The sequence below is a fragment of the Devosia sp. FJ2-5-3 genome (assembly GCF_029201545.1).
In the GTDB taxonomy this organism is placed as follows: domain Bacteria; phylum Pseudomonadota; class Alphaproteobacteria; order Rhizobiales; family Devosiaceae; genus Devosia.
Map to the genome: position 1 here is coordinate 1,968,416 of NZ_CP104007.1, position 19,010 is coordinate 1,987,425.

Here is a 19,010-nt window from a genome sequence, read left to right on the forward strand (position 1 = left end):
TATTCACGTCCAACATATGAGTGAGAGTGGAGTGGTCTTCTTGTCCGACTTCGAAATCGCGCGCATGGCAATGGTCGAAAGCCAGTTGCGAACCAACGGCGTTCTGGACGGTCGCGTCCTTTCGGCTTTCATGAGCGTGCCGCGGGAGGAGTTTGTTCCTGCCTCGCGCCGCGCCGTCGCCTATATTGATGGCTTCCAGCCTCTTGAGGACGCCCCTAACCCTCGTCAGATGGGCGCGCCGGCAGCCCTCGGTCGTCTGCTGCAATTGGCGGAAGTGCGGGAGGACGATTCCGTACTCGATATCGGTGCCGGCCTCGGTTACAGCACCGCAATTCTGTCGCTGCTGGCGAAGACGGTGATCGGTGTGGAGCCCAATCCTGTTCTAGCGGCGCAAGCGAGCCAGAATCTGGCCAAATTGGGATTTGGTAATGCTCGCGTAATCGAAAGCGAGCAATCTCTCCCCGAGCAGGGCAAATTCGACGTTATCCACGTTGGGTGGAGCCTGACTGAAGTGCCGACGACGCTGCTCGCGCGACTTAATCCGGGTGGTCGGCTCGTTGCTGTGATAAACTCGGGGGGAATCGGGGTGGCAAATATCTATGTCTGCGCCGAAGGCAGTGTGGCGGCGCGCGCGGAATTCGACGCGAATCTGCCACATGGCCCTCATCTGGCATTGATTCAGGATTTCGTATTCTAGTTTGTCTAATCTGTTGCTCTGCAGCCACGCGGCTGGGAGAACGAGACGTAAGACGAGTGAAAGTGTTGTTCGTGCGGGTTGTTAACCGTATCGCGTGGGCATAAGTGTGGAATGACAAAGGCCGGGGTGGTGACGTTGCAGAATATGATCAAGGCGAGCGTGATAGCCATGGTGTTGGCCGCCACATCGGCCGGTGCGGCGCATGCACAATCCATTACCCAGGCTTTGACAGCCGCATATGACCATGCGCCGGACCTGCAGTCCGCGTTGCTGTCGGCAAAATCCTCGGCTGAGAATATCGCCCAGGCACAGTCGCGCAAGCTGCCCACGATCGGTGCGTCGATCGCTGGCAATCAGAGCTGGAGCCTGTCGGGTGGCAATTGGTCCACCGGCAGTTCGGTTACCACTGGGCTGAGCTACAACCAGACCATCTTCGATAATTTCAAGACCGAGGCGCAGATCGAAGCCGCCCGTGCGGCCGCCGAAGTTGCCGAGTACCAGATCCGCAACACCGAGCAGAATGTTCTGCTCTCAGTGGTGCAGGCCTATATGTCGGTGCTCACCGACCGGCAGCTGGTGGCGCTGCGCGAAGAGAACATCCAGTTCTTCCAGGCACAGCTGCAGTCCGCGCGCGACCGGCTGGAAGTGGGCGAGGGCACACGTATCGACGTGGCGCAGGCCGAAGCCCGCCTTGCGCAGGGACAGGCGTCCTATCGTGCTTCCGTGAGCAGCCTTGAGGTCAGCCAGGCGACCTTCCAGCGCTTTGTCGGAACGCGTCCGCAAAACCTTTCCACGGGCCACAATTATGCGTCGCTCATCCCGTCGCGCCTGGAATCGGCGATCGCGGAGGCCGAAGTCGGGCATCCGGCGATCCTGATGTCGAAGGCCGCCATCCGTGCCGCGCAGGCTGGTTCGGATGCGGCCGAGGCCGCTTTCGGGCCGACTGCCACGATCAACGGCCAGGTTGGCTCGCGGTGGACCGGCAGCAGCGGCCCCTTGTCCAGCGATGGCCTCAGCGGCCAGTTGGGCTTCCAGGTTACCGTGCCCCTCTATGCGGGTGGTGCACTGGGATCGAGCGTGCGCAAGGCCAATCTTGAGCAGGTCAAATCCGAAGTCGACGCGATGGCTGCCTATGATCGCGTCCGGGAAGCGGTGATCACCGCCTGGGCGGGTATCCAGAGTGCCGAGGCCCAGATCCAGGCCGCACAGGCCGCTGTTTCTGCCGGCTCCACGGTTCTGGAAGGTGTCGTCCAGGAACGCGACCTCGGTACGCGCACGACGCTCGATGTGCTCAATTCCCAGGCCGAACTGACCAGCGCGCGTGAAGGGCTGATCAATGCATCCAGCAACAAGGTCATTGCGACGTTCTCGCTGCTTTCGGCCATGGGCCGGCTGACAGCTGGCAATCTGGGTCTTCCCGTGGTGGTCAAGTCTGCGGTGAATTACACCCAGACCGTCGACGACGTCTGGCAGGAATTGCGCACCGTCGCCGAATAGGCCGGGTCAAAAATCTTCGCTTTGTGGCCGGGTTAGTCCCGGCCATAATTTTTTGGGGATGTTGATCATCGTTCCGAGTGATCGATTCCTAATGCTGCGTTAACGGGTTAAGCTGTTCGTAACGAATCGGTCGACCTGGATGCGGGTCCTGGCCTTCCCTGTGCGGATACGTAAGAGGCACTTATGAACAAGCCGGCCCCCAAAGAACCGTCAATGGACGAAATCCTGTCGTCTATCCGGCAGATTATTGCTGATGACGATGATGCGCCAACGCCCCGTCGACCGTCGCTGCATGCCGCTCCCGATCCAATGGAAGCCACTCCGGTGCCGCTTTCTGCCGACGAGCCGCTGACCCTTTCGACCGAGCAGATCGTTTCCGAAGCCGATCCGGTTTCTAGTTTCGGGTTCGAGGCCCTGCTTGCCGATGCGGAGCGGGAAGCGGAAGAGCCGGCGCCCGAACTGGTCGTCCCCGACGACGTCAGCTTTGCGGTGGACAGTGCGGAGGTCGTCGAGGCCGATCTGCCAACGTTCAATCCCGCGCCTGAAACCATTGTCGAGCCTGAAGTTGCGGCTGACGAGGAGCCTGTTTTTACTATGTTGCATGCCGTCAAGTCCGACGCCGATCTTGAAAATGCGTTCGCGCCGGAAAACCTCGACACGGATCGCCCCTCGATTGCCGAAGCAGCGCCCATGCCTGACGCCACGCTGAGTGCCGAAATCGCAGAAGGCTTGCTCGAGCCCGCGACCAAGGCCGCAGTCCGCAGTTCGATCGGCAAGTTGAATGCGGCTGGCATTGGCGTCGTGCCGTCGCCCGCGTTGGGCAATGGCAGCGCGACCATCGAGTCGATGATCCGCGACATGCTCCGCCCTATGCTCAAGGAATGGCTGGATGAAAATCTGCCTTCCGTTGTCGAGCGCATGGTCGAGAAGGAAATTTCCCGCGTTTCTCGCGGCGAATAGTCGAGGTGCCGGCAGGAATGGGCATTTCCTTCCTCCGGCGCAGTTGACCCTGCGCTCCGCTTTTGATTGAAGTCTGAGACCTATTTTCGGCCCGCCATGTTCCGCCTGGCGGGTCAATGCTGTTGTGAGTGATCCGATGCTTGAAAAGACGTACGAGCCCGCAGCGGTTGAAAACCGCATCTACGAGGCCTGGCTTGAGGCCAAAGCTTTCGCAGCGGGCGCCGGGGCAAAGCCGGGTGCCGAGACCTTCACCATCGTGATCCCGCCACCCAATGTGACGGGTTCGCTGCATATCGGCCACGCGCTCAACAACACGGTCCAGGATATCCTCGTTCGCTTCAACCGCATGTTGAAGAAGGATGTGCTATGGCAGCCGGGCACCGACCATGCCGGCATCGCCACGCAGATGATCGTCGAGCGCCAGCTTGCCGAAAAGCAGCTCGACCGCCGCAGCATGGGCCGCGACAAATTCATCGAGCGCGTGTGGGAATGGAAGGCCGAGAGCGGCGGCACAATCATGAATCAATTGAAGCGCTTGGGTGCTTCGGCTGATTTTTCGCGTGAGCGCTTTACAATGGGTGCCAACGGCGCGCCGGACGACCAGATGGTCCGTGCAGTGACGAAGGTGTTTGTCGAGCTGCACAAGCGCGGCCTGATCTATCGCGCCAAGCGCCTAGTGAACTGGCATCCGGGCCTCGAGACCGCGATCTCCGACCTTGAAGTCGAGAACATCGAGGTCAAGGGCCATATGTGGCATTTGCGCTATCCGCTCGCGGACGGCGTGACCTATGAATTCCCGGTCAAGGACGAGGAGGGTAATGTCACGGGGAACGAGACCCGCGACTACATCATTGTCGCCACGACGCGTCCGGAGACGATGCTGGGCGACGTGGCCGTTGCTGTCCATCCGGAAGACGAGCGTTATCAAGGCCTTATCGGCAAGTTTGTCGAGCTGCCGCTGGTGGGGCGCCGTATCCCGGTGATCGCCGATGATTATGCCGACCCCACGCTCGGTACGGGCGCGGTCAAGATCACGCCTGCCCATGATTTCAACGACTTCGAGGTTGGTGCCCGCGCGGAGATCGAGCCGATCAATGTCTTCACGACGCGCGGCGCGATTGTCGAAGACGCGTTCATTCCTGCCAAGTATCGCGGCCTCGACCGGTTCGATGCGCGCAAGGCGATTGTCGCCGATCTGACTGCTATTGCTGAAGAAAATCCGATCCGCGGCCTCGATCACATCGAGGACAAGAAGATCATGGTACCGCATGACGAGAAGTCCAAGCTCGTCGTCATCGAGCCTTTCCTGACCGACCAGTGGTGGGTGAAGGCCGATGTGATGGCCCAACCGGCACTCGCCTCGATGCGGGAAGGCCGCACTAAATTCGTGCCCCAGCAGTACGAAAACACCTATTTCGCCTGGCTCGAGAACATCAAGCCGTGGTGCATTTCGCGCCAGCTGTGGTGGGGTCACCAGATCCCGGCGTGGTATGGGCCGGATGGCGAAGCCTTTGTTGCCTATGACGAATCCGAGGCCAAGGCGCTGGCCGAGAAGCATTATGGCAAGCCGGTCGAGCTGACCCGCGACCCCGACGTGCTCGACACCTGGTTCTCCTCGGCACTGTGGCCGTTCTCGACCCTGGGCTGGCCGGATGAGACGCCGGAATTGGCGCGCTACTATCCGACCAGCGTGCTGGTCACCGGGTTCGACATCATCTTCTTCTGGGTTGCCCGCATGATGATGATGGGGCTGGAATTCCTCGAGGAAGAGCCGTTCCACACCGTCTACATGCACGCTCTCGTCCGAGACGAGAAGGGCCAAAAGATGAGCAAAACCAAGGGGAACGTGATCGATCCCCTCAAGCTCGTCGACGAGTACGGGGCCGACGCCACACGCTTCACCCTGGCGGCCATGGCCGCGCAGGGCCGCGACCTCAAGCTTTCGATCAACCGGGTCGAGGGCTACCGGAATTTCGTGACCAAGATCTGGAACGCCGCGCGCTTCCTCGAGATGAACGAAGCCCGTCGGGTAGAGGGTTATGACCCCAAGGCCAACAGCCTGCCGCTCAATCGTTGGATCGTCGGCTCGACAGTCCGCGCCCTGCGCAATGTCCGCCAAGGCATTGAAGATTATAAGTTTAATGAGGCGGCCAACGCTGCTTACGACTTCGTCTGGGGCACGTTCTGCGACTGGTTCGTCGAGTTCGCCAAGCCGGTTTTCAACGGTGAGGACGAGGCTGCGAAGGCCGAGACGCGGGCGACCGCGGCCTGGGCGCTCGACCAGATTCTGATCATGCTGCACCCGATGATGCCCTTCGTGACCGAAGAGCTCTGGGCCGAGACCGGCAAGTTTGGTTCGGCGCGTGAGAACCTGCTGATCCTGACGGAATGGCCGGAATATCAAGGACTTGAGGATGAAGCGGCGGATGCTGAGCTGGCCTGGCTGATCGATGTGATCTCCAATGTGCGTTCTGTGCGGGCGGAAATGAACGTGCCGGCCAGCGCCAAGCTGCAGCTGGTTGTGACCGGGGCAGGGGATGAAACGCTGCGTCGCCTCGTCGGTGGCACTTCGCTGATTACCCGCCTGGCGCGTCTGGAAGAAATCACGCCACAGAACGAAGTGCCTGGTGAATCAGCACAATTCGTCGTCGGTGACGCGAACTTCGCGCTGCCTTTGGCCGGCGTTATCGACCTTGCGGTCGAGAAGGCGCGGCTCGAAAAGGATGTCGGCAAGCTCGACGCCGAGATCGCCCAGATCGACAAGAAGCTGGGCAATGAGCAGTTCGTGGCCAAGGCACCTGAAGAGGTGATCGAGGAGCAAAAGGCGCGCCGCGAGGCCGCGACCGACCGTCGCGATCGCATCAAGGCGGCTCTTGCGCTGCTCTAAAGGCTTCGGGTCAAACAGCCCCTCTCGCGTTAGCGCGAGAGGGGAATTGGTTAGCAGACTGTTAGCGTTTACGACCGTCCGATGCTAAATTCGCGCCTGCGTGTCGTGCAGCCGCGCATAGACGCCATTGGCGGCCATGAGTGCCTCGTGGTTGCCTTCTTCTGAAATCCCATCCCCAGTAAGAACCAGGATCCGATCCGCATGGCGGACGGTGGATAGCCGGTGGGCGATGACGATGGTCGTTCGCCCCTTGGCGAGGCCCAGCAGGGCCTGTTGAACGGCGCGCTCGCTGTCATTGTCGAGGGCGCTGGTGGCTTCATCGAAAATCAGAATCGGCGGGTTCTTGAGGAAGGCCCGCGCAATGGTCAGCCGCTGCTTTTGCCCGCCCGAGAGTTTGACCCCGCGCTGGCCGATATCGGTGTCATAGCCCTGGGGCAGGGTCATGATGAACTCATGCGCATTGGCGGCGCGGGAAGCGGCGACGATGTCGGCGTCGGTCGCATTGGCCCGACCATAGCGTAGATTTTCCCTGACCGTGCCGCTGAAGAGATAAACGTCCTGCTGGACTACGCCCACCATATGGCGGAGCGCGGCGAGGGGGATATCCCGGATATCGCGACCATCTATGGTGATGGCGCCCGCGTCGATTTCGTAAAAGCGCGGGATGAGGGCGCAGAGGGTAGACTTGCCGACGCCAGAGGGACCGACCAGGGCTATGAACTCGCCAGGTCTGATATCGAGCGAGATTTTGCGCAGGACGCGGCTGTTTTCGCCATCATAGCTGAAATCGACATCGTGGAAGGCGATGGCGCCGCAGACCTTAGCTGGTGCGCTCGCGCCGGGGCGGTCGACGATGTCGGGCTCGACCTCAAGCAGTTCCATGGCCCGCACGAAGCCGGTGTAGCCCTCCTGCCAGAGGCGGATGAAATTATCGAAGCGCTTGATGGGATCGAGCAGGACGCCGACACAGAGCAGCAGGGTGAGAAGGTCGGGGGCCGTCAGTTCGGCCGAGACGATGCGGAACGCGCCAAGGATGAGGATCGCCCCGGTGACCAATTGGCCGAAACTATCCATGCCGCTCCAGAGCATGGCTTCGCTGCGATAGCTGTCCTTTCGGCTTTGCAGGAAATTGCGATTTTCAGCATCGAAGCGCTCGAGTTCGACGGCCTCATTGGCGAAGGACTGGACGACCCGGATCCCGCCGAGGGAATCTTCGACCCGCTCATTGATGGCCGCCATGCGTTCCTTGCCGGTGCGCAGCGCCGTGTTCATGTGGCGGTTGAAGTGCATGGCATAAGCGATTGCGAAGGGAATCAAAAGCGCGACGCAGGCGGCGATGACCGGGTCGATCCAGAAGACGACGGCCATGGCCCCGACGAACTTGAGGAGACCGATGGCCATGTCCTCGGGTCCGTGATGGAAAAGTTCGCCCAGCCACAGCGAGTCGTTGCTGATGCGGCTCATCAGCTGGCCAGTGCGCTGCCGATCGTAAAATGAGAACGACAGTTTCTGGGTATGCTCGAACAGCTCGTGACGGACCTGCGCCTCGATCCTGGCGCCCATGACATGGCCCTGGTAGTCGACGAAATAGGTGGCAAGGGCCTGACACAGCACGACGGCCAGCATGACCGCCCCCAGGGTAAGCAGACGCGAGCCTGCATCGGGCGCTGCGGCGAGCACCGGCAGATGGGACACCAGATAATTGGCCAGGAGCGGCATGGCCACGGCCGTGCCGGCCACGAAAATGGCGCAGGCAATGACAGGCGCCATCAAGGGTAGATGGGGCCGATAATAGGAAAGGAAGCGTTTGGCGCGAAGCCGGGCAACGACCCGCTTGGCCGGCTGGGCGGTGCGGGGGCGGAAAAGCCGGGCGAGGGCGCTAGTGCGTTCGCGGCGCTCCCCGGAGAAGGATTTCGGATGCATGTACGATCATGTCCTGATGGCGGATCTGGGCTGCGGCTTGGGACAGGATCGTTTTCATCTCGGGTTCCCCTGGGAGAGTGAATGGGCCGAGTATGGGAGGGGATATCGGCGCTGGCAAGGTGAGCGCGCACTGGATCAGGCAATGTGACGATTCAGCAACAGGCGCAGCGATTCACGTCGAGCCTGAGAGCTGTCAATGTTTTGGCGATGTTTCCCGCCACAATCTGCTCCTAAACAAGACCAGGCATTCGGGGGCGAGTGCCGGCAGCAAATGGGCCACCTTTGGGTGTCGCCGCGCTTGAACTCGCCCAAAATATGTCAAAGCCGGCGGATTCCGCCAGATCGTGGTGAGCGCGTGCATATCAAGGCATCAATTTCGGGCGACGGCCGACGGCCTCATCTGCAGAATACAGCGCGCATCTCTGTGATCGGGTCGGCTCAAATCCTGCCGCAATGCGCGTTTACCTCTTCTTCATACTTTGCTTGGCTCAGCACGCTGTTGAGGGCAAGCTCATCAATGAGACATGAGGGCCTCACTCCCCTGTGGGCAGCCCGAACGGCATTTTCGCGAATGCCGACTTTGACATCAGCCCATTCGAGGATGGGCAAAAGGAGTAATATGCGGACCTTGCCGGTTAATAGCCTGGCTTCCGCAGTGGCCGGTTTTGCGTTCGCCGCAATGGCATTGGTGCTTCCCGCACAGGCGCAAACGGCAGCTGACGCTGCGCTGGAACTTGCCAATATGCTCGATGGGGCAGGCGGCGGCGTGTCCGGCGATGCCTATCTGTCGGCGCTCGAAAATGCGGCGGCGGCCGGCCAGCCCATGGCCATGTGGCAATTGGGCACGATGTATGAAAACGGCGAAGGCGTGGCCAAGGACCCTGCACGGGCCTTCGGATATTTCGCGCAGATCGCCAACCAGCATGCCGATGCGGCGCCGCGTGGCGTCGAGTCCGACATCGTGGCGCAATCCTTCGTCAAGGTCGGCGACTATTACCGCCAGGGTGTGCCCGATGCGGGCATTCCGGCCGATATCGAGCGCTCGCATGCGCTGCTGCTGCATGCCGCGACCTATTTCGGCGACGCGGATGCGCAATACCGGGTGGGGCTGCTCTATTCGCAGGAAGACGGGCTTGGCGTGAGCCCGCTGCAGAGCGCGCGCTGGTTTTCCCTCGCAGCCCGCAAGGGTCATTGTGCGGCCCAGGCCCGGCTCGGCGACATGCTGTTCAACGGCGTGGAAGGGATCGAGGCACAGCCCGTGGAAGGGCTGATGTGGCTCAACCTGTCGCATGTGCGCTGCGCCGGCACGGCGGACCAGGCGCAGGTGGACGAATTGCTCAATCGCGCATCTTCAGTGGCGCGTCCAGAGGACCGGGTAAGCGCTGCGGCCATGGCCGAGAGCATTGCACCGCAGTTTGCAGATTTCTGAGTCTTTTCCGGTCGTTAGAGGCGAGAATGAGACCCCCGCGTGAGCGGGGGTTTTTGTTTGTGGGGGGGTGACCCCCACCTCAGCGTCGCCAGGGTCGTGCGGCCCGGCTTTGCTATCCTCCCCCTTGTCAGGGGGAGGAGGCGATGGGGCGGAGGGATTTGGGACGGAAGGATCCCCCCTCCCTAACCCTCCCCTCCAGGGGGAGGGTATCTGCCGGTGGGCGAGGAGGCCACGAGGGCGATTACAAATATCGGTCGGCATGTCCCCAGGGTAGGGGAAGGAGGGGATGGGGCCGCGAGTGCCTAGAGACTAAAAGCGCCTTCGACGGGGACGTGGTCGCTGGGCTTGTCCCAGCCGCGGACGTCCTTGTGGACGCTGACGTCGTCGAGGCGGTCGGCGGCCTGGGGGGAGAGAAGCAGGTGGTCGATGCGGATGCCGGCGTTGCGGCGCCAGGCACCGGCCTGGAAATCCCAGAAGGTGAAGGCCTGTTCGCCGTTGACCGCGCGCAGGGCATCGGTCATGCCGATATTCTTCAGGGCGCGAAAACGTTCGAGGCTTTCGGGGCGGTAAAGCGCATCGCCCCACCAGACGGCGGGATCGTGGGCGTCGATGGGCGCCGGGATGAGGTTGAAATCGCCCATGAGAATGAAGGGCTCCTCCCAGGTGAGGCGCTCTTCCACGAAGGTGTGGAGGCGGTCCATCCAGCGGAGTTTGTAGGGGAATTTTTCGGTATCGACCGGGTTACCGTTCGGCAAATAGATATTGCAGACGCGGACAATGCCGGCGTCGACCGAGAACACGCCTTCGATCAGGCGGGACTGCTCGTCGCTGTCGTCGCCGGGCAGGCCGCGATGGACCTCGTCGAAGGGAAGTTTTGAGAGCAGGGCGACCCCGTTCCAGCTCTTCTGGCCGTGGGTTTCGATATTGTAGCCCAGAGCCTCGATCTCGGCGCGGGGAAAGCCCTCATCGACGGTCTTGATTTCCTGCAGGCCGACAATGTCGGGCTTTTCCTCTTCCAGCCAGCGCAGCAGAAGCTCGATCCGGGCCTTGATGCCGTTGATGTTCCAGGTGGCGATGCGCAGGGCCATGGGGAAAAATCCTTAGTTTAGATCGGCATAGACGGCGCGGATGAGGTCCTTGGGGTATTGCCCGGTGCAGCCCTCGAGCGCCGTATTGCTCATCGACACTATGGTAAGCCTGTTCGCCGGATCGACAAGCCAGGAATGGCCGTAGACCCCACCCCAATTGACCGTGCCAGGGGCAGAGGGCGAATTGGCCGCAGCCGGATCGTCGACGACGGCGCCGAAATAGCCGAAGCGCTGGCCGGGTGCATCGGCGCGCGCGATGGTGCCGATGCGGTTGGAGAAGGCGAGGGCGATGGTTTCGGGCTTGATGATCGTGCCGCCACCGATGCGCAGGGTTTCGAGGAAGCGCGCGATGTCACCGGGCGTGCCCGCCATGCCGGCGCCGCCAGACTGGAAAGCCTTGTCGCTGAAAATCCGCGCGGGCGAGAAGTGGGTGGCCGCGCCGGCCTCGTTGTAGACCAGGTGTGGTTCGCCCATCGGGAGAGGCGGCGTGCCGTCGGCATAAGGTTTGGCGAGGCGCGCGCGGTCGGCGACGAAGAAGCCGGTTTCGCTCATGCCGAGCGGGCCAGTGACGTGGGTGCGCACCGCATCTTCAAGCGTGCCGCCGGAGATGGCCGCAAGGGCGGCGCCGAGCACGTCGATAGCCATCGAATAGGTCCAGCCAGTGCCGGGGGCGAACAGAAGCGGCTGGCGCGCGACGCGGCTGAAATTGGTCTCGAAATCATTGTCGGTGGGCCCGAGGCCGCCGGAAATGGAGGGGTCGTCGGGATAGGCGTAGGCAAGGCCCGATGTGTGGGTGAGAAGGTGGTGGATGGTGATCCGCGCCGGCGTGCCATCGGGCGCGGTCGGCGTGAAATAGGGCAGGTGGATGGAGACTTCGTCGTCGAGGGAGAGCAGGCCCTTGTCGATCATGGCGAGGGCGGTGGCGGCGACGATGGGTTTTGTCACGGAGGCGAGGCGGTAGATGGCGTTCGCCTGCATCGGGGTGCCGGCTTCGCGGTCAAACCAGCCGGCTGTGCGGCGGATGATCTCGGTGCCGTCGCGGAATACCACGAGTTCGGCTCCGACGATCTTTTCGTTGGCGATGGCAGTGTCCATCACGGCGTCGACATGGGCGCCCATCTCATCCCCCCTCAGAGATTTATGTGATTTTTTTAGAAAGCGTCGCGTCAGACCGCGAAACTGGTGCCGCAGCCGCAGGAGGCAACCGCGTTCGGATTTTTGATCTGGAAAGCCTGGCCGATGAGATCGTCGACGAAGTCGATTTCAGCACCGCCCATGAATTCGAGGCTGAGAGAATCGATCAGCACCACGGCGTCGCCCTTTTGGAGGACGAGATCATCCTTGGTCGCGGTTTCCTGGACGAGATTGTATTCGTACTGGAAACCGGAGCAGCCGCCGCCGGCGACGGAAATGCGCAGCACGGTGCCGGGCGCCTCCTTTGCGATGATGCGCGCAACCCGCTTGGCGGCGCGATCCGAAAGGGTTACGGCGGGAGATGTGGCAAGTGCTGCGTCTGTCATGGAAGGTCCGGACGGTCGTTATGTCATAACACTGCTGCTAAGATAGGCGCTTGGAGCGCCGTTGCAAAGGCCTGCGACAACACATGACTGATACTGCACCCTATGCCAGCAAACCCGAAGCGTCGCTGGGCCGGCTTTATGGCACCGGGCCGAGCCCGACGCGCTCGGAATTCCAAAGGGATCGCGACCGGATCATCCATTCGACGGCGTTTCGCCGGCTGCAGCACAAGACGCAGGTTTTTCTGCATCACGAGGGGCGGCATTTTCGCAATCGGCTGACCCATACGCTGGAGGTGAGCCAGATCGCGCGCTCGATCGCGCGGGCGCTGGGCCTCAATGAGGATTTGGCAGAGGCGCTGGCCCTGAGCCATGACCTTGGGCACACGCCATTCGGGCATGCCGGGGAGCGGGCGCTGCACCGCGCGATGGCGCCGTATGGCGGGTTCGACCACAATGTGCAGGCGCTGCGTGTGGTGACGCGGCTCGAGAATCGCTATGCCGAACATGACGGGCTGAACCTGACCTGGGAAACGCTGGAGGGCATTCTCAAGCATAATGGGCCGTTGATTTCGGCCGATGGGGCGCCGGTGGGACGCTATGTGGAGGAAGGCCTGCCGGTGGGGCTGGATGATATTGCCGCGGTCGCGGACCTTCGGCTTGATACCCATGCGAGCCTTGAGGCGCAGGCGGCGGCGATTGCCGACGATATCGCCTATAATTCCCACGATATCGACGACGCCTTGCGGGCGGGGCTGGTGGTGCTCGACGATTTTGTCGGCGTGCCGATGGCGGGGCCGATCGTGGAAGAGGTGCTGGGGCTTTATCCCGGCATTGCCGCGAACCGGCAGACGCATGAAGTGCAGCGGCGGATGATCACCCGGGCGGTCGAGGACGTTATCAAGACCAGTGCGGCGGCGATTGCCGCGGCTGGCGTGACGAGCGCCGAGGAAGTGCGGCTGGCCGGCAAAACGCTGGTGAGCTTTTCCCCTGATGTCGCGGCGGCGGAAAAGGGGCTCAAGACTTTCCTCTTTGAACGGGTCTATCGGCACGAGACGGTGATGGTGCCGGTGCGGGAGAGCGAGACCGTGGTGGAGGCGCTTTTTGCCGCCTATATGGGCGATGCGGAGATGCCCGGGCGCTGGGGTGAAGCCATGGTGGAAGCCCCTGACGCGGCAGCCAGGGCGCGGGTCGTGGCGGACTTCGTGGCGGGGATGACCGACCCCTATGCGCTCGACGAATATCAGCGTTTGTTTGACGCTCGACCGGATTTCCGTTAACCGGCATTCAAGTTTTCCCACGAGTTTGTCATGGATATTTTCGCCCACTTCACCGCTCGGGTCACCGAGGCGCTTCTTGCCGACTACCCGGATCTGAATGCCGATCTGCTGGCGCGCGTCGTGGTGGAGCCCCCGCGAGATGCGGCCCATGGCGATCTCTCGACCAATGCCGCCATGGTGGTGGCCAAGCCTTTGGGCAAGAATCCGCGCGACGTCGCGGCTGCGCTGGTGGAGCGTCTCAAGGGCGATCCGGACGTGGTGTCGGTGGATATTGCCGGCCCGGGCTTCATCAATTTCCGGCTGGGCAATTCGATCCTGCACCAGGTACTGCGCACCATTGGGGCCGAGAAGGAAGCCTACGGCAAGTCCGATATGGGCAAGGGCGAGCGGGTGAATGTCGAGTTCGTCTCCGCCAATCCGACGGGCCCGATGCATGTGGGCCACACGCGCGGCGCGGTGTTCGGGGACGCGCTGGCGTCGCTCATGATCTATTCGGGTTATGACGTGACGCGCGAATATTACATCAACGATGCCGGCGGGCAGATCACCATTCTCGCCCAATCGACGATGCTGCGCTATCGCGAGGCGCTGGGCGAGAGCATTGAAATTCCGCCCGGGCTTTATCCCGGCGACTATCTGGTGCCGGTCGGGGAAGCGCTGAAGGCCGAGTTCGGCGACAGCCTGCTCTCCATGCCCGAGACCGAGGCGCTGGCGCTGATCAAGGACCGGGTGTTGGCCGCCATGCTCGAGCTGATCAAGGCCGACCTCGCCCAGCTCAATATCCATCACGACGTTTTCTTTTCCGAGCGCACGCTGCACGGGCAGGGCGGGGATATCCAGACGACCCTCGACTGGCTGCGCGAGCAGGGCATGGTCTATGAAGGCCGGCTCGAAGCGCCCAAGGGCAAGACGCCCGAAGATTGGGAAGATCGCGAGCAGACCCTGTTCCGGGCCAAGGATTATGGCGACGACACCGACCGGGCGCTGATCAAGTCCGATGGGTCCTACACCTATTTCGCGGCTGACATCGCCTATCACCGCAACAAATATCTCCGCGGATTCAAGCACATGATCAATGTGCTGGGCGCGGACCACTCGGGCTATGTGAAGCGCCTGCAGGCGGCGGTGAAAGCCGTGTCGCATGGCGAAGCCGACATGGACGTGCGGATCTGCCAGCTGGTGCGGCTCTTGAAGAACGGCGAGCCGTTCAAGATGAGCAAGCGCTCCGGCGATCTCGTGACGCTGGCGGACGTGGTGGAAGAAGTGGGCTCTGACGCGACGCGCTTCATGCTGCTGTTCCGCCGCAATGACGCTTCGATGGATTTCGACTTCGCGGTCGTCAAGGAGCAGACCCGCGACAATCCGGTGTTCTATGTGCAATACGCCCATGCCCGCGCCTGCTCGATTTTCCGGACGGCGGCACGCGACATGGCCGACCTCGACGTGTCCGGTGAAGCGCTTGCAGGATCAGAGGTGGAGCTCCTGAGTTCGGCCGCCGATCTCGAGCTGATCCGCCTGCTTGCGGCCTGGCCGCGCACGGTTGCGGCAGCTGCCGTGGCGCATGAACCGCACCGGATCGCCTTCTATGTCCACGACCTTGCAGCGGCCTTCCACGGCTTCTGGGCGAAGGGTAAGGATGATGTTGGTTTGCGGTTTGTTAACCCGACCGATCCAAAGCTGACATTGGCTCGACTCGCGCTCGTCGATGCCGTACGCCAAGTAATTCGCAATGGCCTGGGTATTCTGGGTGTTGCGGCTCCAGAGGAGCTTTCATAATTCGGGCGTATTAGTGTGAAAACTCGCGGCAAACCCCCGTAAGAAGGGGGCTTGCAGCAATTCAGGGGCGCTGGCAAATGACGACAGCGAAACCGAAACCTATGGCCGGACCAACCGACTCTGCGGACGATCTCATTGCTGAACTGGCCCGATTGATGGCGGAAGACGCCCAGTCGGACAAGCCCAAGGCGGAAGGCCAGCCTGTTCGGATTCCCGGCGAACCGGCCGCCCAACCGGCCCCGTTGTCGCAGCCTGGCCAGCGTCTGGGATCAGCAGGTCCAGAAAATCCAGCGCCCAAGGTGATGGTGGAGACGCCCGGCGCGCCCATCCGCATCCCCGGGCAGCCCTTTACGCCACCCGCCCAGCCGCGAACGGCACAGCCCGTGGCGCAGCCGCTACCGCGGGTGGACGTCGCGCGCGCAGCACCCTCCGTCGACCCGCGGCTTGCCCATCCGGATGCAGCCGATCCCCGGAGCCGTCCGGGCCCGGTTCCGGAAGTCCGCCATCAGGCCGAGACGCGGACTGCCCCAGATGGGCGGACCGCTCCATCCGTGCAGGCCGCTCCCGAGGCGCGCCAGGCGCCGCAGCCTGGCGTCTCGCCCCGCAGGGAACCCGGTTTCGAGCCTGTGGCTCCCAGCCCAGCTCCCCTGCGCGAAGAGCCAATTGCAGTCAGGGCCGAGCCAGTCGCGCCGGTCGTCGCCCCCTCGGTGGCCGAGCCTTCGCTGCCCGATCTTGACCAGGACAGCCTGGCAGATCTGATCGCCGCCGAATTTGCCACCGAGACCAATGCGCCGGAAGCGGAGCCGAATGAAACGCCAGGGCCGGTCGACGAGCAGGCCGATGCGTTCACGCACAAGAGCAGTGATGTTTTTGCCATCCCCCCCGTATTCGGCGTGGGTTCTGGCCAGCCTGTAGAGCAGAAAAAGCCACAGCCCGAGCCGGTGCAGCAGCCAGCGCCGGAGGCGGTGGTGGCCGCACCAGTGACCCAGCAGGAGCCGGAGGTCCCGGTGTCGCGGCGCTCCGAGCCCGATCCGCTGGAAGAAATCGAACGCCTGATCGGGCCGGCCGTGCGTCCAGAGACGCGGCAGCAGGCGCCGAGCGCGGCGCTGCGCAGCCTTGCCACGCCCACTTTGCCGCCCCAGCCGGCGCCTCAACCGATTTCTGAAAAGCCGCGCGTGCCGAAAGTGTCCTCGGTCGACGAGGCCATCCTGGCTGCCGCCGCAACATCGGGCGCGCGCGTGGAATGGGTGGAGCCGCAAATCCCTGCGCGTGTCGGCGATGTCGACGGCGAGGGCGAAGTGGCCCCGAGAGCGCGCCGGAACCGCGTGCTGGGAATGACGAGATCCCTGGCCGGCCCGCTGGTGGCGACGCTGTTGCTGGGTGTGGCCGCGATCGGGCTTTACGCGGTGCTCGGGCTGGGGAGCGGCACGACCGACGGACCGGCGCCGCTCATCGTGGCCGACACGGCGCCGATCAAGGAAGAGCCGGTGCCCGACCCCGAGGCGGAAGAGCAATCGCAATCGGTAGTGTTCAACGAAATTGCCGGGGTCGACAGCGGCGCCAATGAGCAATTGGTATCGCGCGACCAGGCCGACCCGGACGCCGTGAACAATTTCGTGCCGCCGACCACGAGCGAAGAGGGCCTCGTGAACCGCAAGGTTCGCACCGTGACCGTGCGCCCGGATGGCACCATCGTCAGCGGCGGGGACAGCGTTGCAGGCGCGACCATGCTGCCCGTCGACCGGCCGAGCGTGCCCGATGTTCCGGGCGCCGACTTTTCGACACCCGAGCTGATCGGCAGTGTCGATCCATCGGCGACGGCGGCTGAAAATGCCGCTGCCGAGGCGGCGCAGGCGGCTCCGCCAGTGGTTCCCGTTCAGCCGGGCACGACGGTTCCGGCCGTGGATGCGGCGGGCAATCCGATCGCCGGCAAGACGGCACCGGTGCCGCTGGTGCGGCCGACCAATTTTGCCCGTCAGGCTGCGGTGACGCCGCCGGCGACTACCCCCGCCACTACGACGCCTGTGGCCGCACCGGTTGCGGCGACACCAACGCCTGCGCCCAGCGCGGTCTCGGCTCCGGTCTCATCGGCTCCGGCCTATGTGCAATTGGCCTCGCAGCGTTCCGAGGAAGCTGCGCGCGAGACTGCGCAGTCGATTGCGTCGCGGTTCGGGCCGATCTTTAACGGCGCCAATCTGGAAGTGCAGCGCGTGGACCTCGGCGAACGCGGGATCTTCTATCGCGTGCGGGTGCCGGCAGATTCGCTGCAGAGCGCCAATTCGCTGTGCAACAATATCAAGGCTGCCGGCGGCGACTGCTTCACCATGTAAGGAATGCCGGGCCCCTGGTGGCCCTGCTTGACGATGCTCGCGCCAGCCGCCAAGGATGGCGAGGGTGCATCATGCTTTTTCAGGAACGGCCAATGACGGGGCTGCAGGCGGACTGGATCGACGCTCCGGCACAGCCCGACGCCGAGGACGTGCTGCATGTCGATGTCGGGGGCTATGAGGGCCCGCTCGATTTGCTGCTCGACCTGGCGCGGCGGCAAAAGGTCGATCTTGCCTCGATTTCCATCCTGGCACTGGCCGAACAATATCTCAAATTCATCGAGACGATCCGCGAGAAGCGCATCGAGATCGCCGCCGACTACCTGGTGATGGCGGCGTGGCTGGCCTATCTCAAGAGCCGGCTGATGGTGCCGCAGACCGCCAGCGACGACGAGCCTTCCGGCGAGATGCTGGCCGCGATGCTGCAGTTTCGGCTCAAGCGGCTGGAGGCGATGCGGCTGGCGGCGAGCCGGCTGATGGGGCGAAGCCTTCTTGGCGTGCATGTGCATGCGCGCGGGGCGCCGGAGGCGATCCAGATTGCCCGCCGTTCGATCTGGGAAGCGAATTATTACGAACTGCTCAAGGCCTATTCGAGCCAGCGGGAACGAAACGCCGTGGTCGATTACCGGCCGGCGACGCGGACGGTCTGGTCGCTGCAGGAGGCGCGGGACATCTTGCAGCGGCTGATCGGGGAGAGTGGCGAGTGGATGGCGCTCGACCAGTGCCTCGCCGAATATCTCGCCCGGCCGGAAGAGCGGCGCACGGTGAGGGCATCGAGCTTCGCCTCTACGCTGGAACTGGTGCGGCAGGGCGAAATCGACATCCGGCAGGGCGGCACCTTTGAGCCCATATTCCTCAGGCGGCGGGCCAAAGACCAATCATGAGCGAGGATGATCTTCCCGAAGTGCGCGAGCGGCAGTTGCGCGTGATCGAGGCGCTATTGTTTGCCTCGGACAAACCGGTGCATGCCGCCGACCTCGCGCCTTATTTGGGCGAGGGCGCCAATGTGCGCCAATTGCTGCTCGAATTGCAGAAACGCTACGCCCCGCGCGGCGTCAATCTGGTGCGCCGGGGGGACGGATGGGCATTCCGGACGGCGGAGGATCTGGGGCATTTGCTGCGGCGCGAGCAGGCCGAAACGCGACCCCTGACCCGGGCATCGCTCGAAACGCTGGCCATCATTGCCTATCACCAGCCGGTGACGCGGGCCGAGATCGAGGAAGTGCGCGGGGTTGCGGCGGGCAAGGGAACGCTCGATCTGTTGCTCGAAACCGGCTGGGTACGCATGCGCGGGCGGCGGCGGACGCCGGGCCGGCCGGTGACCTATGGCACGACGGAGGCGTTTCTGGACCATTTCGGGCTTGAGGCACTGACCGATCTGCCGGGGATCGACGATCTCAAGGGGGCGGGACTGCTATCCGGCATGCTGCCGCCGGAGCTGCAGATTCCATTGCCGTTCACGGGCGCGCTGCGGGACGATGAAGATGCCCTCGACCCCGACGATCCCGGCGAAGGCGAAGAGGGCCAGTAACGCCATGGTGTGGAGCAACACGCATTGATGAGCCGCAGTGGGGAACATTTCCTTGTGTTCGCCGGAGATTGAACCTATTTCTCGGTTATCAAGCCGCG

General features: G+C 63.0%; 14 protein-coding genes. 10 read left to right on the forward strand and 4 right to left on the reverse strand.

The features are described from left to right. Positions 1–40: 40 nt before the first annotated feature. The 4 genes from N0P34_RS09605 (at position 41) to N0P34_RS09620 (ending at position 6,041) form a co-directional block, all read left to right on the forward strand. A complete protein-coding gene (locus N0P34_RS09605; protein ID WP_275606800.1) occupies positions 41–697 on the forward strand; it encodes a protein-L-isoaspartate O-methyltransferase in 657 nt (218 codons plus the stop codon). Between the two features lie 111 nt (positions 698–808). Beyond that, complete coding sequence (locus N0P34_RS09610) at positions 809–2,194, forward strand: TolC family outer membrane protein (RefSeq protein WP_275606801.1); 1,386 nt, start codon at positions 809–811, stop codon at positions 2,192–2,194. 183 nt (positions 2,195–2,377) lie between these two features. Then, entirely contained in the window at positions 2,378–3,154 is a 777-nt protein-coding gene (locus tag N0P34_RS09615) for a DUF2497 domain-containing protein (protein WP_275606802.1), read from the forward strand. Positions 3,155–3,290: 136 nt separating this feature from the next. Further along, positions 3,291–6,041 (forward strand): valine--tRNA ligase, encoded by a 2,751-nt coding sequence (locus N0P34_RS09620; RefSeq protein WP_275606803.1) that lies wholly within the window; start codon positions 3,291–3,293, stop codon positions 6,039–6,041. An 84-nt stretch (positions 6,042–6,125) separates the two neighbouring features. Here N0P34_RS09620 and N0P34_RS09625 read toward each other — a convergent pair whose 3' ends face one another. After that, complete coding sequence (locus N0P34_RS09625) at positions 6,126–7,811, reverse strand: ABC transporter ATP-binding protein (protein ID WP_275606950.1); 1,686 nt, start codon at positions 7,809–7,811, stop codon at positions 6,126–6,128. Between the two features lie 781 nt (positions 7,812–8,592). Between N0P34_RS09625 and N0P34_RS09630 the strand changes: the two genes are divergently transcribed. Continuing rightward, positions 8,593–9,393: a tetratricopeptide repeat protein gene (locus N0P34_RS09630; RefSeq protein ID WP_275606804.1), complete on the forward strand. Its 801-nt coding sequence runs from the start codon at positions 8,593–8,595 to the stop codon at positions 9,391–9,393. A gap of 302 nt (positions 9,394–9,695) precedes the next feature. Here the strand turns inward: N0P34_RS09630 and xth are convergent, their stop codons facing one another. Genes xth through N0P34_RS09645 form a run of 3 tightly spaced genes read right to left on the reverse strand, consistent with a single transcriptional unit; the run spans position 9,696 to position 12,001 of the window. Further along, positions 9,696–10,475, reverse strand: a complete 780-nt coding sequence (gene xth, locus N0P34_RS09635) for an exodeoxyribonuclease III (protein WP_275606951.1) — start codon at positions 10,473–10,475, stop codon at positions 9,696–9,698. Positions 10,476–10,493: 18 nt separating this feature from the next. Beyond that, entirely contained in the window at positions 10,494–11,600 is a 1,107-nt protein-coding gene (locus tag N0P34_RS09640; protein WP_275606805.1) for a serine hydrolase domain-containing protein, read from the reverse strand. Between the two features lie 47 nt (positions 11,601–11,647). Continuing rightward, positions 11,648–12,001, reverse strand: coding sequence for an iron-sulfur cluster assembly accessory protein (locus tag N0P34_RS09645; RefSeq protein WP_275606806.1), 354 nt, complete (start codon positions 11,999–12,001; stop codon positions 11,648–11,650). A gap of 83 nt (positions 12,002–12,084) precedes the next feature. On the opposite strand from N0P34_RS09645, the gene N0P34_RS09650 reads away from it, so the two are divergent. The 5 genes from N0P34_RS09650 to scpB all read left to right on the forward strand — a co-directional run bounded on the left by N0P34_RS09650 (position 12,085) and on the right by scpB (position 18,912). Continuing rightward, the gene (locus N0P34_RS09650; RefSeq protein WP_275606807.1) at positions 12,085–13,278 is read left to right on the forward strand and encodes a deoxyguanosinetriphosphate triphosphohydrolase; all 1,194 of its coding nucleotides are present in this window, start codon (positions 12,085–12,087) and stop codon (positions 13,276–13,278) included. A 30-nt stretch (positions 13,279–13,308) separates the two neighbouring features. Beyond that, positions 13,309–15,054: an arginine--tRNA ligase gene (gene argS / locus N0P34_RS09655; RefSeq protein WP_275606808.1), complete on the forward strand. Its 1,746-nt coding sequence runs from the start codon at positions 13,309–13,311 to the stop codon at positions 15,052–15,054. Positions 15,055–15,131: 77 nt separating this feature from the next. Beyond that, positions 15,132–17,384 carry an SPOR domain-containing protein gene (locus N0P34_RS09660; protein ID WP_275606809.1) on the forward strand — a complete coding sequence of 751 codons (2,253 nt, stop codon included), beginning with the start codon at positions 15,132–15,134 and terminating at the stop codon, positions 17,382–17,384. 92 nt (positions 17,385–17,476) lie between these two features. Then, positions 17,477–18,265: a ScpA family protein gene (locus N0P34_RS09665; protein WP_275606810.1), complete on the forward strand. Its 789-nt coding sequence runs from the start codon at positions 17,477–17,479 to the stop codon at positions 18,263–18,265. Next, positions 18,262–18,912 (forward strand): SMC-Scp complex subunit ScpB, encoded by a 651-nt coding sequence (gene scpB, locus N0P34_RS09670; protein WP_275606811.1) that lies wholly within the window; start codon positions 18,262–18,264, stop codon positions 18,910–18,912. The genes N0P34_RS09665 and scpB overlap by 4 nt, the downstream gene beginning before the upstream one ends. The last annotated feature ends 98 nt before the right edge of the window (positions 18,913–19,010 follow it).